Below are 15,315 nucleotides of genomic sequence, written 5' to 3'. Positions count from 1 at the left end.
GCCAGGGACCGACCCACCACCACACCCGCACCCTCCCGCCAAGAAAACGGGACCGGGGGTGGCGCCGACGCGGGTTGCGAAACGGCCCGGCCGGGCTAGGATCCCGACCCCCGACGAACCACCACCCCCGAGGCAACACCACAACACCCCAGCACCCGGAAAACCCGTCACCCCCACCCCCGCCCCACACCCAGAACCCTCCGCGTCCGAAGCACGACCACCGATGCCTAATGTGTGCATATGCCTCAGACTCCGACCACCCCGCCCGTCATCGACGCCCTCGCCTGGGTCCACGTCCGCGATGGACGCCTGTTGTGCGTGCGCTCACGGGAACGGGATCTCCTCTACGTGCCCGGCGGCAAGCGCGAGCCGGGCGAGAGCGACGAGGAAGCCGTGTCCCGCGAGGCCCTGGAAGAGGTCGGTGTACACCTGCTCTCGGGCACCTTCCGGCTGGTCACGGTGGTCGACGAGATCGCACACGCGCAGGCTCCCGGCACGCGCGTGCGCATGATCTGTTACGCAGCCGAGCACGAGGGCGCCATCGCCGCCGACCACGAGATCACCGAACTCGCGTGGATCGGTCACGCCGATCGCGCCCGTTGCGCGCCCGCCGTGCGCCGCCTCATCGAGGTCCTGCACGCCGAGGGCACCGTCCGTTAGGTGACCGGGTCGGCGACCCTCTCCCGCCAGTTCCCGTCGCGCCTCCACAGCAGGATCGCGACCAGGACCCCGAACGCGAACGGCGCCACCAGTGTCCACATGAACGCCTCCTCATCCCCCCGTACCTCGAACAACTGGCCGCCCAGCACCGCCTGCGCGGTCACCTGGAACACCGCGTGGAAACCGATGCAGGTCCACACGTTGCCGGTGACCACTCGCAGGCACCCGAGGACGACCCCCATCGAGAAGAAGAGAGCGGCCCTCTCCCCGAGAACCTCCCACCCGTGCGAGAGCACCCACAGAGCGCTCCCCCACAGCCCGAACAGAGCCGCCTGGGCCACCAACGCGAGCCAGGCCGCCATCGCGGCGTTGAGGTTGCGGAACAGGTAACCGCGGAAGATCAACTCCTCCGGCAGCGCCTCGTACAGCAGCACCAGACCCACCAGCAGGGCCAGGGAACCCACCAGCTCCGCGGCGGGGACCGCGGGCACGAGCTCGACCCAGCCGAGCACGAGAGCCGTCCCGATCGCAGCGAACCCCGGGATCGCCCACGCGAGCGCCCCCACCAGGCACGGCCACCATCCCTCGCGCGCACCGGTCAGTCGCAGCCCGTCCCACGGGCGCCGGTCCAGGTACCGGCGGGCCGCCCACACCATCGGCACCGCCGTCGCCGTCACGAACAGGGCCGTGGCCCAGCGGGCGACACCGAACTGGGAATCGTCGGGGAACGGTTCCCGGACCAGTGGCAGGAGCACGTACCAGAGCACCGCGGCGCCGGCGATCACGGCGGCCACCCGCAAGAACAGCGGGGCTCGGCGGTCGGGTGCAGGACCGGGGGGAGCGTCCCTGTCACGGACGCGGTCGTTACTCATGCCCCCATGTTCGTGTCCTGGGCGGCCGTTCCGCCATCGGGGAAGGCCCCCGGTCTCCCCTGAACCGCACCCCCGTCCCTCCCGGGGGTCGGCGAAAAATCAGTGGTCGGCGCGGGACCGGGCTGTCTATGGTCAGGAAACTGTGCGCCCACTACCCGAACCGGTACGGACACCGCCGGACACCCGCTCGCCCGACCGCTTCCTGCTGTGGGGCGCCCGAGAGCAGTGGACCACGCTCCTGAGCACCTCGATCGTCAACGGGGTCTACACCCTGTGCGGGGTCCTGAGCGCCACCGCCCTGGGCGCCGCGCTGGACTCCGGCATGGCCGGCGGTGACGTCGGCGACCTGCTCCTGTGGTCCGGGGTGCTCGCCGCGTGCGCCCTCGCCTCCGCGCTCACGATCATCCTCGCGGAGCGCACCGCCGTGTACAGCTGGCTCCGCGGCGCCTACCGCACGATCGCCGTGGTCGTGGTCCGCTCCGTCGACCTCGGCCCGACCCTGACCCGGCGCCTGCCCGGCGGCGAGGTCGTCGCGATCGGCACCGACGACATCGACCGCGTCGGCGACCTGTACGAGAACGCCTCGATGGTGCCCGGCGCGCTGGTCTCGATCGGCGCGATCGCCGGCCTGACCCTGCACGCACACCCCGGCTTCGGAACCGCGCTGCTCGTCGGGGTCCCGCTCATCCTGCTGGGGGTCGCGCCCCTACTGCGCCCGCTCTCCCGGCGCCACCGCCACCAGCGCGAACGCCAGGCAGAACTGGCCACACGCGCAGGCGACCTGGTGTCCGGGCTCCGTGTGCTCCGCGGGGTGGGCGGCGAGCAGACCGTCGGCGCCCGCTACCGGAAGGAGTCCCGCGAGGTCCGCGACGCCGGGATCCGGGTCGGGTGGATGGACGCCGCCCTCCGTGGCGCCCAGGCCCTCTACCCAGGGCTGCTGCTCGTCGGCATCGTCTGGTTCGGCGCGCACCTGGCCCTGCGCGGTGAGTTGACGGTCGGGCAGCTCGTCGCCTTCTACGGGTACACGGGGCTGTTGGGACAGCAGGTGCGGTGGGTGACCGGTGTGGCATGGGTGTACATCGGTGCGCGGGTGGCCGCCTCCCGGGTGATCCGGGTGCTGAACCTGGCGCACGACCACCCCGACCCCGCGGATCCGGCCGCTCCCCCGGAGGGACCGCTCGGCCTGCACGACCGGCTCACCGGCGCCANNNCCCCGACCCCGCCGAGGCGGCGGCGCTCGCCGAACGCCTCGGCCGCTACCGCAACGGCACACCCGCCGAGACCGCCGAGCTGGTCGAGGAACGCACCGGGCGGACCGTCGCGCTCACCGACGTGCCCCTGCGCGACCTGCGCACGCGGGTCCTGGTCTCCGACAACGACGCCTACCTGTTCTCCGGACGGCTGCGCGACGAGCTCTCCCCCGACACCGGGCTGCCCGAGGAACACCTGACCGCCGCGGTACGGGCCGCGGCCGCCGACGACGTGGTCGCGCAGACCGCGTCCGGGCTCGACACCGTGGTCGCCGCCCGCGCCCGCGAGTACTCCGGCGGCCAGCAGCAGCGCCTGCGCCTGGCCCGCGCGCTCGCCACCGACCCCGAGGTGCTGGTGCTGGTGGAACCGGCCTCCGCGGTGGACGCGCACTCCGAGGCCGCCGTCGCCCGCGCCCTACCCGGGGCCCGCACCGGACGCACCACGGTCCTGGTCACCACCAGCCCTCTGCTGCTGGGCCGCACCGACCGGGTCCAGCTCGTGTGCGGCGGACGGGTGGTCGCCGAGGGCGTGCACCAGGACCTGCTCGCGACCGTGCCCGACTACACCCGGACCGTCCTGCGCACCACGAGCGAGGAAGCATGACCCACGCCGATCTTCCCGCCACGGCCACCGCACTCCCGGAACCGGGCCCCGACGGGCTCCCGGTCTCCTCCAACCGCGACGTGTGGACCCGCCTGGCACGGGCCGGACGGGAACACCGCGCCACCCTGGTGTGGGTCGTGGTGCTGCACGCCCTCGCGGCGTTGAGCGCGCTCGCGGCCCCGTGGATGCTGGGGTTCATCGTCGACGCCGTCCGGGAGGGGCGGGGCGCCAGCCACATCAACGCCATGGCCGCGCTCGTGGTGGCGGCGTTCCTGGCCAACGCGGCGCTGACCCTGGTGTCGGTGGCCCTGTCGGTGCGGTTCGGCGAGGGGGTGCTGGCCGAGCTCCGGGAGGAGTTCATCGTCACGGTGCTGCGCCTGCCGCTGGGCACGGTGGAGCGGGCGGGCCCCGGCGACCTGCTCTCCCGCACGGGCCGCGACATCGGAAACCTGAGCCACATGGTGCGCTACGCGTTCCCGCACCTGATCGTGGGCGCGGTGACGGTCACGGTGATCCTGACGGCGTTGACGGTGCTGCACCCCGCGCTGCTGCTGGCCTGGGTTCCCGGGTTCCTGCTGCTGTGGATCTCGACCCGTTGGTACGCGCGCAGGGCCCCCGACGGCTACATGCGCGAGCTCGCCACCTACTCCGACCTCACGCAAGGGGTCAGCGACACCGTCGAGGGCGCGCACACGGTGGAGGCGCTCAGCCGCCAGGGGCGGCAGCGCGCGGAGATCGGCCGACGAGTGCGCCGGTCCTACCTCGCGGAGCGGTACACGCTGTGGCTGCGGTCGGTGTGGTTCCCTCACCTGGAGGCGGCCTATCAGCTGCCCACCGCGACGACGTTCCTGACGGGCGGGGTGCTGTACATGAACGACGCGCTCACCCTGGGGCAGGTCGCCACGGCCACGTTCTTCTCCGTGCAGCTGGCGCGGCCCGTGGAGCAGCTCGTCGACCAGATCGACACCCTGATGGTGGGCTTCGTGAGCATGCGGCGTCTGCTGGGGGTGGCTCGCGCCCAGGAACCGCAGCCGGACCCCCGGGAGGCGCCGACCGTCGGCGGCCGGGGCGTGGATCTGCACGAGGTCCGGTTCGGCTACACCGGGACGGAGGTGCTGCACGGGGTGGACCTCACGGTGCGACCCGGCGAGCGCCTGGCGATGGTCGGGCCGAGCGGCGCGGGCAAGTCGACGCTGGGCAAGCTCGTCGCCGGTATCCACGTGCCCACGTCGGGCCGGGTGCGGGTGGACGGCGCCGACCTGGCCTCGCTCCCGCCCCGGCAGCGGCGTGCGCACGTGATCCTGTTGAGCCAGGAGAGCCACCTGTTCCGCGGCACGATCGCGGAGAACCTGACCCTGGCCTCGGAGGACGCCGGCGAGGCCGACCTGTGGACGGCGCTGGAGGCGGTCGACGCCGCGGGCTGGGTGCGGTCTCTGCCCGAGGGCCTTCGCACCCCCGTGGGTTCCGGGCACTGGAGCCCCGACCCTGCGCGGGTGCAGCAGCTCGCGCTCGCCCGTGTGGTGCTGGCCGACCCGTCGGTGCTGGTGCTGGACGAGGCGACGTCGCTGATGGACCCGCGTTCGGCCCGCCACCTGGAGCGTTCCCTGTCCGGGGTGCTGGCCGGGCGCACGGTCGTGATGATCGCGCACCGCCTGCACACGGCGCACGACGCCGACCGGGTCGCGGTGGTCGACGGCGGCCTGGTGCGCGAGCTCGGTACACACGAGGAGCTGCTGTCACGCGGCGGCTCCTACGCCGACCTGTGGCGCGCCTGGCACGGCGGCTGAGCCCGTCCCGTAACGACGAAACCGGGCGGCCCCGCGCAGGGTCCGCCCGGTCGAAGCCGGTTCTCAGGCCGTGGGCCACTGATCGGGCAAGGGGAAACGTGAGGTGTCGAGGTCGACGTCGAAGGGCTCGGGGAGGGTGAGCTTCTCGCCGAAAGAGACCGTGGTCGCCTGGTTGTACCGCCCGTTCCCCGGCTGTTCGTACAGGGTCACCGACGGCCCGGTCTCGTCCCAGGCGTCGATCAACAGGTAGAGCGGGACCGGCGCATGAGCGTATCCCCAGACCTTCTTCTTGCGCTCGGTGTCCATGCTGCTGCGGGAGACGATCTCGACGGCGAGCTCGGCCTCGTCGGCCGGACAGGGGGTTCTTTCGGGGTCCAGCACCACCGCTTCGGGCATGACCACCAGGTCCGGCATGTACAGGCGCTCGATCCTGGCCATCTGGATCCCGAGCGTCTGATACACGTCCCAGTTCTCAGGGAGGACCTTGTTCAGCGTGCGGGTGACCCGAACAGCGATGTAATTGTGCGGGTCAGAAGGGGGCGCCACCAGTACGACTCCGTCATCGTCCACGATCTCGGCCCGCCAACCGTCGGGCACATCCAGCTCTCGCCAGGTGCCGAGAAGGTAGTCCCACCGCGACATCCCCGCTGCTGGGGCGGTCTCCGTCATCACCAGACTCATCTCGTCTCGCACCTCCGGACGGAAGCGTAGCGCGCCACGCACCCGCCCACCCGACACTTCGCAGAATAGCTCCGGAGCGCCTCCCCGGACAGCGTTCCGCACCGGCTGAGCCCCCGGAACGACGAAACCGGGCGGCCCCGTGCAGGGACCGCCCGGTCGTCGCGGGCGAGAGGTCGCGTATCCGACCCCGGGGCCGGACTAGAAGTCCATGCCGCCCATGCCGCCGGTCGGGTCGGCGGCCGGGGCCGCGGCCTTCTCCGGCTTCTCGGCGATGACGGCCTCGGTCGTCAGGAACAGACCGGCGATGGAGGCCGCGTTCTGCAGAGCCGAACGGGTGACCTTGGTCGGGTCGATGACGCCGTCCTTGAACAGGTCGGTGTAGTCACCGGAGGCGGCGTTCAGGCCGACGCCCGGCTCCAGGTTCTTGACCTTGTCGACCACGACGCCGCCCTCGAGACCGGCGTTGAGCGCGATCTGCTTGAGCGGCTCGGCGATGGCGCGGCGGACGATGTCGGCACCGATGGACTCGTCGCCCTCGGTCTCGAGCTTCTCGAACGCGGGGACGCTGGCCTGCAGCAGCGCGACGCCACCACCGGGCAGGATGCCCTCCTCGACCGCGGCCTTGGCGTTGCGGACGGCGTCCTCGATGCGGTGCTTGCGCTCCTTGAGCTCCACCTCGGTGGCGGCACCGGCCTTGATGACGGCCACGCCGCCGGCCAGACGGGCGAGGCGCTCCTGGAGCTTCTCGCGGTCGTAGTCGGAGTCGGTGCGCTCGATCTCGCTGCGGATCTCGTTGACGCGGCCCGCGATGGAGGTGGCGTCACCGTTGCCGTCGACGATGGTGGTCTCGTCCTTGGTGACGACGACCTTACGAGCGCGGCCGAGCATGTCGAGCTCGGTGTTCTCGAGCTTGAGGCCGACCTCCTCGGTGATGACCTGGCCGCCGGTCAGGACGGCGATGTCGCCGAGCTGGGCCTTGCGGCGGTCACCGAAGCCCGGGGCCTTGACGGCGACGGACTTGAAGGTGCCGCGGATCTTGTTGACGACCAGGGTCTGCAGCGCGCCCTGCTCGACGTCCTCGGCGATGACCATCAGCGGACGGCCGGCCTGCAGGACCTTCTCCACAACGGGGAGGAACTCGTTGTTGTTGGAGATCTTGGAGTTGACGATGAGGATGTAGGGGTCCTCGAGGACCGTCTCCATCCGCTCCAGGTCGGTGGCGAAGTAGGGCGAGATGTAGCCCTTGTCGAAGCGCATGCCCTCGGCGAGCTCCAGCTCGAGCCCGAAGGTCTGGCCCTCCTCGACCGTGATGACGCCTTCCTTGCCGACCTTGTCCATCGCCTCGGCGATGGCCTCGCCGATCTGGGCGTCGCCGGCGGAGATGGAGGCGGTGGAGGCGATCTGCTCCTTGGTCTCGACCTCCTGGGAGAGGTTGCCGAGCTCCTCGTTGATGCGGTCGACGGCCTTCTCGATGCCGCGCTTGAGGCCGACCGGGTTGGCGCCGGCGACGACGTTGCGCAGGCCCTCGCGGACGAGCGCCTGGGCGAGCACGGTGGCGGTGGTCGTACCGTCACCTGCGACGTCGTCCGTCTTCTTGGCGACCTCCTTGACCAGCTCGGCCCCGATCTTCTCCCAGGGGTCCTCGAGCTCGATCTCCTTGGCGATGGAGACGCCGTCGTTGGTGATCGTGGGGGCGCCCCACTTCTTCTCCAGCACGACGTTGCGGCCCTTGGGACCCAGCGTGACCTTGACGGCCTCGGCGAGCTGGTTCATGCCGCTCTCGAGGCCGCGGCGGGCCTCCTCGTCGAACGCGATCAGTTTGGCTGCCATTGAGTTCTTGTCCTCCCGTGACCGGGCTGATACGCGAAGGGACGAGGCCTGCGCCCGCGACGGACGACCGGGATCGTGCCGACAACCCTGCTGCCGGCGACCACGGTCTCGCAGCCTCGCTCCGGCTTAGCACTCCTGCGTACTGAGTGCTAAGCACTCCTATTTTTAGCACTCGGCCATGGCGAGTGCAAACGATGTGGTCACGATTTCCCGACCCTTCAGCGTTCCCCCTCCACCTGCGGGAACACGCGCCGCAGCAAGGTTCTTCGCTCCTGTTCGGGTTTGCTCAGGAGGACCCCCGGCGCACCATCCGGGCCCCGATCACGCGGGAGAGCACGAGAACCAGGGCCACGACCCAGCCCACGGCGACGTCGGTTCCCCACTGTCCGGCGAACAGGGCCCGCTCGGCGTCGACGACGTGGGCCAGCGGGTTGAGGCGGGAGAGGGTGTACAGCCACCCGGGCACCAGGTCCATCGGCAGCAGCACGAGCACCGACTGCACCAGCATGAGCGCGACGTCCTGGGTGATACGGCCCAGCAGCAGGGACGCCCTCGAGGCCGGGGTCGCCAGCATGCGCTCGTGCGCACCCGAGGAGATCTCCGGAAGCAGACCGAACCCGGCGAACCTCGGGGGCAGGGTCACCACCGGATCAATGGCTCACCGGAAGGACCAGCCGGACCATCGCGACACAGTCACCAGGATGATCGCCCCGTCCGGCGGCCTCTCCCCGTACTGCGGATACCGGTGGACGAGGTGGTCCCGCGCCGACTCCCAGTCGGCTCCCCCGTGTTCGATCCGCGCCCGACCGTCGGCACGCGCCCACCACAGGCGCCCCCAGTCGTCGTCGTACTCGTCGGCCAGGAGCGACACCCGCGGGTTGTCGGCGATGTTGCGCAGACGTTTGAGGTCGCGCGTGGACTTGGGCTTGCCGTCCACTGCGATCGCGATCGTCTCGCCGTGGGCCGCGAAGGTCACCGGAACCAGATGCGGTTGCCCCGCGCTGTCGACGGTGGCGAGCCGGGCCACACGGCTCGCGGCGAACGCCTCCCGCGCCCGCTCCACGCTCCACCTCATGCGACAACGCTCGCACGGCCCCAGGGGCCCTGCAATGCCGCAGAGCCCGGGCGCGACACCGGCTACTCGGGGCGCAGCAGCAACAGGGGCACCAGCTGCTCGTCGGCGGTCCAGGACCCGTGGTGGCCGATCATCGAGGTCTGCTTCGGCTCGGCCTCCGGGCGCAGGAGGGTCCAGTCGCCCCGGGCCGCGGCGATCACGTCGCCCAGCCGCCCGCGGTTGCGGTCGGAAACCGCCCCGTACCAGCCCTCTGCGATCGCCCGCTCGCGCTCGACCACGTACGCCCGTTCCCCCAACACCTCGCGCCAGGCGGCGAGCACCTCCGGGGCCGCGCCGGGCTCGGTGTGCACGTGGCGGACCCGGGCCTCCCCGGACAGGCGGCTCACGCCTCGCAGGAGCTCAGGGCTGTTGTCCAGGTCGATCCGATGCTCCCCGGTGTGGACCATCCCGTGGTCGGCGACCACCGCCAGCACCGAGTCCGCGGGAAGGTCCGAGGCGAGGTCCGACACCAGCGCCTCCACCCGCACGAGCTCCTCGATCCACTCCTCGGAACCGGGGCCGAAAACATGCCCCGCCGCGTCGAGATCCCCGTGGTAGCCGTACACCAGCGCCCGCCCGGGAACGCGCAACGCCTCCAGCATCCCGGGCACGAGCTCATCGGGGGCATCGGCCGCCACGAACCGTCCGGGTCCGCGCAGCAGCGCCCGCGTGAGACCGGAACCGTGGTGGAACCCGGGAACCACCCGCGACACCTCGACCCCGTCCGCCGCGGCGCGTTCGAAGACCGTGGCGTTGGGCTGGACCGACTCCGGCGGGGCCTGCCCGCGAAGGTCGACCGAGCCTTCGGGTGTGTGCGCACACCAGCTCAGCGCCTCCAGCGCCGGGCACGGTTCGGTGTCCCCGAAACCGTCCGCGGTGAAGCTCATCCCCACGATGCCGTGTCCGCCCGCGGGCAGCCCCGTGCCCAGCGAGGCCAGACTCGTGGCGGTCGTCGCGGGGAACCCGGACCGCAACTGCGAGCCCCGCTGCGCGAGCGCTGCCAGGGTCGGCGCGAGATGGGCGTGCCGGGCCAGCAGCCGCGTTCCGAGCCCGTCGACCAGGAGGAACGCTGCCCCCCGCACGCGCCCCGCATCGAGCAGGTCCTCGTACCCGGGCACACCGAGGGCCGCCGCGAGCGAGGGGGTGACGGCGGACAGGGTGTCACCCCGGTAGGAGGGGATGTCGGTCTCGAGCCGTGTGGTCGGCTCGGCGGTCTCGTGCGATCGGGGGGTGTCCACTGCGGTCTCCGTCCTTGTCGGGGTTCGGCCGGCGACGCGGAACCCGCCGGGCGACCCGCTCGCGCAGCGCGTCCACGGCCTCCGCCCTGGTCAGGGTGGTCGTCAGCGTGATTCCGGCGCCGAGCAGCGCCCCGCTGTCGCCGACATCGTTCCCCTCGCGCGCAGCTGCCCTGGCCTCCAGCCTACGGACGCGGCGCGGGGCGGTCGGCATGGCCGGGGCCATGCACAACGGCCCCGGAGACACGAAAGCCCCGGGCGCAGGGGGTACGCCCGGGGCCCTCGCCGGAGGGTCTGGGGAGGGCTCAGCAGCCGCCGGCGACGGCCGGGATGATCGAGACCTGGGAGCCGTCGGTGATCTCGGTGTCGAGGCCCTTCTCGAAACGCACGTCCTCGTCACCGACGTAGACGTTGATGAAGCGGCGCACCTTGCCCTTGTCGTCGATGATGCGGGCGCGGATCCCCGGGTGGTTGGCCTCGAGGTCGTCGATCAGCTCCTGGAGGGTGTTGCCCTCGGCCGACACCTCGCGGGCGTCGTCGGTGTAGCTGCGCAGGATGGTGGGCACGCGGACGGTGGCGCTCATGGCGGTGGTCCTGTTCTGCTTCTCAGGTGTGGGTGGGTGCGGAAGAGGGCCGGGGCTCAGGCGAGGCCCGCGGCGGTGAAGGCCTCCACGGAGGGCTTCACGGTGGCGGTCACACCGGCGTCGACGGCGTTGAGGGTCTTGAGTCCGTCACCGGTGTTGAGCACGACCGTCTCGGCGTCGGGGTCCAGGCGCCCCTCCTTCACGAGTTTGGCCAGCACACCGGTGGTCACGCCGCCGGCGGTCTCGGCGAAGATGCCCTCGGTACGGGCGAGCAGGTTGATGCCCGCGCGGACGGCGTCGTCGTCCACGTGCTCGACCGAGCCGCCGGTGCGCTCGGCGACGTCGAGCACGTACGGGCCGTCGGCCGGGTTGCCGATCGCCAGGGACTTGGCGATGGTGTCGGGCTTGACCGGCTGGATCACGTCGTGGCCGGCCTCCCACGCCTGGGCGACCGGGGAGCAGCCGGTGGCCTGGGCACCGAAGATCTTGTACGGGCGGTCCTCGACGAGGCCGACCTCGATGAGCTCCTTGAAGCCCTTGTCGATCTTGGTGAGCTGGGAGCCGGACGCGATCGGGATGACGATCTGTTCGGGCAGGCGCCAGCCCAGCTGCTCGGCGATCTCGTAGGCGAGCGTCTTGGAACCCTCGGCGTAGTAGGGCCGCAGGTTCACGTTGACGAAACCCCAGCCCTCGCCGGCGGGGTCGCCGATGAGCTCGGAGCAGAAGCGGTTCACGTCGTCGTAGTTGCCGTCGATCGCCACGACCTTGCCGCCGTAGACCGCGGCCATGACGATCTTGGCCTCCTCCAGGCCGGCGGGCACGAACACGCAGGACTCGAACCCGGCGCGCGAGGCGGCCGCACCGACGGCGCCGGCGAGGTTGCCGGTGGAGGAGCAGGAGAGGGTGGTGAACCCGAACGTGCGGGCGGCCTCCACGGCCATGGCCACCACGCGGTCCTTGAAGGAGTGCGTGGGGTTGCCGGAGTCGTCCTTGACGTGGACGGAACGCAGGCCCAGCTCGGCGCCGAGGCGGTCGGCGCGCACCAGCGGGGTGAGGCCGGGGTTCATGTTCGGCAGCTCGGCCACGTTGTCGGGCACGGGCAGCAGCGAACGGTAGCGCCAGATGTTGTTGGGGCCGCTCTCGATGTCGGCCCGGGTGGCGCCGGTGAAGTCGTAGGCGATCTCCAGGGGGCCGAAACAGAACTCACAGGCGAAACGGGGGGTGAGGTCGTAGCGCTCACCGCATTCGCGGCACGAGAGTGCGGTTCCCGGGCCGAAGGCGCGGGCGGAGGTCTTTTCTGCGGCGGCAATCGCCATGGCGAGGCGTCTCCCCTCATCTGTCCTGGGCGGCCGATCTGACCCCAGGCCGGAGTTGGCACCTGCCTCAGCCGCCTCGCGGGTCGCGAGTGTCGCATGCTGAGATGGTTGCCGGGGCTTCGCAGGGCCGGTCCCTCCACCCCTCTGGATGAGCAATATGAAATTTTGTGCTGGTCCCGTCGGAACCGCACCGTCACTGTAACGGACACATTGACGGGTTTTCCATGCTCGGTGATGTGGATTACACATTCTTGCTCACATGGTGAGACGCGCCCGGTCGCCCCGGGGCGCGTGCACGTGCTCTGTTGCGGGCCGGTGACGTGCCCGTGGGCCACGTTTGGGGTGCCGGGAGTCAGGCGAGACATACGGGGTACCCCGCGTATCCCCCGCGAGACTCCACGCCTTCGAGAGGAACGACCCGTGGACAAGGCCCAGACCCTCATCGCCGCCAACCGGGGCCCGATCTCCTTCCGAACGGCGGAGGACGGATCCCTGGAACACCGCAGAGGCGGCGGAGGCCTCGTCTCCGGCATGATGTCGGTCGCCACGGAGGTCGACAGCATCTGGGTGTGCGCGGCGCTGTCCGACGCCGACCGCAGGGCCGCAGCGGAGGCACCGGGTTCCCGGTTGGACCGCACCCACGACCTCGGCGGGATGCGGGTACACATGCTGGACATCCCCGAGGAGACCTTCTCCGGCGCCTACACAGGGGTCGCGAACTCGACGTTGTGGTTCCTGCAGCACCTGCTCTACGACACCCCGAACAAGCCGGCGTTCGGCTCACGGTTCCGGCGGTTGTGGGAGGACTACGCCGCCTACAACAACGCGTTCGCCGAGGCCCTGGTCTCCGGCGCGGCCGAAGGGGCGCGTGTGGCGGTGCAGGACTACCACCTGGCGCTGGTGCCGCGGATCCTGCGCGCCCGCCGCCCCGACCTGCGCATCGCCCACTTCTCGCACACACCGTGGGCACCGCCGGAGTACCTGCGGATGCTGCCGGACCGGGTGGCGCGCGAGCTGCTCGAGGGCATGCTCGGCGCGGACCGGCTCGGGTTCCACAGTCCGCGGTGGGCCGACGCGTTCCTGCGCTGCTGCGAGGAGCTCCTCGGCGCCGACGTCGACCACACACGCCGCACTGTCGAACACGGGGGCCGTGTCGTGGGCGTGGGGGTGCACGCACTGGGCGCGGACGAGGAGGACCTGCGGGGCAGCGCCGCCGAACCCGCGGTGGCCGAACGGCGCGAAACCCTCTCGGATCTGGTCGGTGACACCAAGCTGATCGTGCGCGTGGACCGCACCGAGCTGTCCAAGAACATCGTGCGGGGGTTCGAGTCCTACCGGGAACTGCTCACCCTGCACCCCGAGTGGCGTGGTCGCGTCACCCACCTGGCCTTCGCCTACCCCAGCCGCGGCGACGTGGCCGAGTACCGCGAGTACACCGAAACGGTGCGGCGGTTGGCCGAGGAGATCAACGAGGAGTTCGCGACCCCCGAGTGGACGCCGCTCGTACTGGAGGTCAACGACGACTACCCGCGTTCGCTGGCTTCGTTCCAGCTCGCGGACGTGCTGCTGGTCAATCCGATCCGCGACGGCATGAACCTGGTCGCCAAGGAGGCACCGCTGTTGTCGGAGCGCGACGCGGTGCTGGTTCTCTCCCGGGAGGCCGGGGCCGCCGACGAGCTCGGTGAGGATGCGCTGCTGGTGAACCCGTTCGACACCGTCGAGACCGCCGAGGCCCTGGACCGGGCTCTGTCGATGCCGTCGGAGGAACGGCGCGGGCGCCGGAAGCGGCTCGCCGAGGCGGCGGTGGCGCTGCCGCCCCGGCGGTGGTTCCAGGAGCAGATCCGGTCGCTCAGCTGAGCGGGGGCCTTGTCACCAGAGCCGATACCGGCGCCGAACAACCCGGCTCCGGCAGCAAGAGGCCCCCGGCTCAGGCGGTCTGCCGTTCGCCCGCCTGAGCGAGCAGTTCTTCGACGACCTCGGTCTTGGCGTCGAAGTACTCCAGGATGTGGTCCCAGGTGCGTTCGGCCAGAGCTCTCTTGACCTCGGTGTAGCGGGCGCACGCGTCGGCGTCTGCGCGCAGATGGTCGCGCAGGCGCAGCAGGGATCCGACCTGTTCGCACTCCAGCGCGAACACGTGGAGGTTGATGTTGACCTGGTTCCCTCCGAGCACGCGGTGCTCGTGCCAGTCGGGCTTGCGGATGGCCACGGTGTAACCGGCGGCCTCGAGGGCGGGCACGTAGGCGTCCTCGTCGGCCGGGTCGGCCACGCACAGGAGGATGTCCACGCAGGGTTTGGCGATCAGGCCCGGCACCGCCGTCGAGCCCACGTGTTCCAGCAGCAGGACACGCTCATCGAGGGCCTCGCGGATGCGGTGGGCTTCGCGCTCGAAGAGGTAGGGCCACTTCGGGTCGGACTCGGCCAGGTGCACGCGGCCGTCGACGAGGTTCTGGGACGCAAGTGCAGGGCCCGGGCGGTCCTGTCCGCGCGTGGGCAGCTCGGGGGGTTCGGGGGGTGCCATGTGAACAGCCTTGTCGTTTCTTGCCCCGAGCGTCAAGTGTGCTCGAACGTGCTTTACGGGTGCACGTGCACCGACACCGCGAGGATCAGGGATCCGTGCAGTTCGGGGGTGGTGCGCAGATGACCGTGGCGCTCGTCCCAGGTGCCGTCGGCGAGGTCGCGCGAGAGGTCGGCGGCGAAGCGCTCCACGACGTCGTCCCCCACGAAGCTCCAGGCCGAGCACGACGCACGTGCGCTCGGGTCGAGCAGCCCCTCCGGGCGCCCGTAGTAGGCCTCGTTGAACCCGTCGGAGCAGTCCAGGGGCACCGGCACGCGAACCGTCTCCACGCGCCCGCCCAGGCCCGCGGCCAGCACGTTCGGGGAGGGGTAACGCGACGCCTCGGCGGACAGGACCTCCGGCGCGTACTCGTCGAGCCAGAACCCCCGGACCAGGGACGGATCGCAGGTCAGAAGCACGACGGGACCCCGTGTGACCCGGCGGACCTCCCCGAGGCCCCGTTGGACGTCCTGCCACTGGTGGACGCTGAAGGTGGCCATCGCCGCATCGAAGGCGCCGTCACCGAACGGTAGGTCCTCGGCAGCGGCGTCGACCGCCTCGGCCAGGTGCGCCGGACGCCGTGTCCGCATGCTCGCGGAGGGCTCCACAGGGGTGACGTCGCGGTCGGCCGGTTCGTAGGACCCCGCGCCCGCGCCGATGTTGAGAACGGTACGGGCGTCGCCGAGGGCCGCGTGCACGGCGCGGGCGATGCGGGGATCGGGGACGCGGTGGTCGGTGTAGTCGCGGGCGATGGCGCCGTAGTCGGCGTCGCCCGCGCTGCCGTCGGCCGTGCGCGGCATGGGGGTGCTCCGTTCGCTGGGGGACCTC

General features: G+C 71.2%; 13 protein-coding genes, 1 pseudogene and 1 riboswitch. Of the genes and pseudogenes, 4 read left to right on the top strand and 10 right to left on the bottom strand.

Annotated elements, in window-relative coordinates:
* The first annotated feature begins 240 nt into the window (after nucleotides 1-240).
* A complete protein-coding gene (locus tag D474_RS0108530) occupies nucleotides 241-660 on the top strand; it encodes an NUDIX hydrolase (RefSeq protein WP_017613165.1) in 420 nt (139 codons plus the stop codon).
* Here the strand turns inward: D474_RS0108530 and D474_RS0108525 are convergent.
* Nucleotides 657-1,532: a CPBP family intramembrane glutamic endopeptidase gene (locus D474_RS0108525; RefSeq protein ID WP_017613164.1), complete on the bottom strand. Its 876-nt coding sequence runs from the start codon at nucleotides 1,530-1,532 to the stop codon at nucleotides 657-659. The two genes, D474_RS0108530 and D474_RS0108525, sit on opposite strands and share 4 nt — an antisense overlap.
* 142 nt (nucleotides 1,533-1,674) lie before the next feature.
* Between D474_RS0108525 and D474_RS28020 the strand changes: the two are divergent.
* A pseudogene (locus D474_RS28020) lies at nucleotides 1,675-3,386 on the top strand (ABC transporter transmembrane domain-containing protein).
* Complete coding sequence (locus tag D474_RS0108515; RefSeq protein WP_017613163.1) at nucleotides 3,383-5,173, top strand: ABC transporter ATP-binding protein; 1,791 nt, start codon at nucleotides 3,383-3,385, stop codon at nucleotides 5,171-5,173. Before D474_RS28020 ends, D474_RS0108515 begins: the two are co-directional and overlap by 4 nt.
* A gap of 63 nt (nucleotides 5,174-5,236) precedes the next feature.
* Here the strand turns inward: D474_RS0108515 and D474_RS0108510 are convergent, their stop codons facing one another.
* The 7 genes from D474_RS0108510 to thrC form a co-directional block, all read right to left on the bottom strand.
* The gene (locus tag D474_RS0108510) at nucleotides 5,237-5,815 is read right to left on the bottom strand and encodes a Uma2 family endonuclease (protein WP_017613162.1); all 579 of its coding nucleotides are present in this window, start codon (nucleotides 5,813-5,815) and stop codon (nucleotides 5,237-5,239) included.
* Between the two features lie 237 nt (nucleotides 5,816-6,052).
* Complete coding sequence (gene groL / locus D474_RS0108505; protein WP_017613161.1) at nucleotides 6,053-7,684, bottom strand: chaperonin GroEL; 1,632 nt, start codon at nucleotides 7,682-7,684, stop codon at nucleotides 6,053-6,055.
* A gap of 286 nt (nucleotides 7,685-7,970) precedes the next feature.
* Complete coding sequence (locus D474_RS28015; RefSeq protein WP_017613160.1) at nucleotides 7,971-8,327, bottom strand: hypothetical protein; 357 nt, start codon at nucleotides 8,325-8,327, stop codon at nucleotides 7,971-7,973.
* Between the two features lie 15 nt (nucleotides 8,328-8,342).
* Nucleotides 8,343-8,759 (bottom strand): TIGR03668 family PPOX class F420-dependent oxidoreductase, encoded by a 417-nt coding sequence (locus tag D474_RS0108495; protein WP_026118293.1) that lies wholly within the window; start codon nucleotides 8,757-8,759, stop codon nucleotides 8,343-8,345.
* Nucleotides 8,760-8,821: 62 nt separating this feature from the next.
* The gene (locus D474_RS0108490; RefSeq protein ID WP_017613158.1) at nucleotides 8,822-10,036 is read right to left on the bottom strand and encodes an alkaline phosphatase family protein; all 1,215 of its coding nucleotides are present in this window, start codon (nucleotides 10,034-10,036) and stop codon (nucleotides 8,822-8,824) included.
* Between the two features lie 302 nt (nucleotides 10,037-10,338).
* Complete coding sequence (locus D474_RS0108485) at nucleotides 10,339-10,617, bottom strand: ubiquitin-like small modifier protein 1 (protein WP_017613157.1); 279 nt, start codon at nucleotides 10,615-10,617, stop codon at nucleotides 10,339-10,341.
* 56 nt (nucleotides 10,618-10,673) lie between these two features.
* Nucleotides 10,674-11,933 carry a threonine synthase gene (gene thrC, locus D474_RS0108480; RefSeq protein ID WP_017613156.1) on the bottom strand — a complete coding sequence of 420 codons (1,260 nt, stop codon included), beginning with the start codon at nucleotides 11,931-11,933 and terminating at the stop codon, nucleotides 10,674-10,676.
* 13 nt (nucleotides 11,934-11,946) lie between these two features.
* Nucleotides 11,947-12,088: riboswitch (SAM riboswitch) on the bottom strand.
* Nucleotides 12,089-12,353: 265 nt separating this feature from the next.
* Here thrC and D474_RS0108475 point away from each other — a divergent pair.
* Nucleotides 12,354-13,790, top strand: a complete 1,437-nt coding sequence (locus tag D474_RS0108475; RefSeq protein WP_017613155.1) for an alpha,alpha-trehalose-phosphate synthase (UDP-forming) — start codon at nucleotides 12,354-12,356, stop codon at nucleotides 13,788-13,790.
* A gap of 70 nt (nucleotides 13,791-13,860) precedes the next feature.
* Here D474_RS0108475 and D474_RS0108470 read toward each other — a convergent pair whose 3' ends face one another.
* Both D474_RS0108470 and D474_RS0108465 read right to left on the bottom strand, forming a co-directional pair.
* Nucleotides 13,861-14,451: a GrpB family protein gene (locus tag D474_RS0108470; protein ID WP_017613154.1), complete on the bottom strand. Its 591-nt coding sequence runs from the start codon at nucleotides 14,449-14,451 to the stop codon at nucleotides 13,861-13,863.
* Nucleotides 14,452-14,504: 53 nt separating this feature from the next.
* The coding region (locus D474_RS0108465; protein ID WP_338045272.1) for a class I SAM-dependent methyltransferase at nucleotides 14,505-15,315 on the bottom strand (811 nt) is incomplete at its 5' end.

Source organism: Nocardiopsis salina YIM 90010 (assembly GCF_000341025.1).
Taxonomy (GTDB): Bacteria; Actinomycetota; Actinomycetes; order Streptosporangiales; family Streptosporangiaceae; genus Nocardiopsis; species Nocardiopsis salina.
The sequence above is the reverse complement of the archived record's forward strand: the minus strand, read 5'-3'. Positions and strand labels throughout refer to the sequence as shown.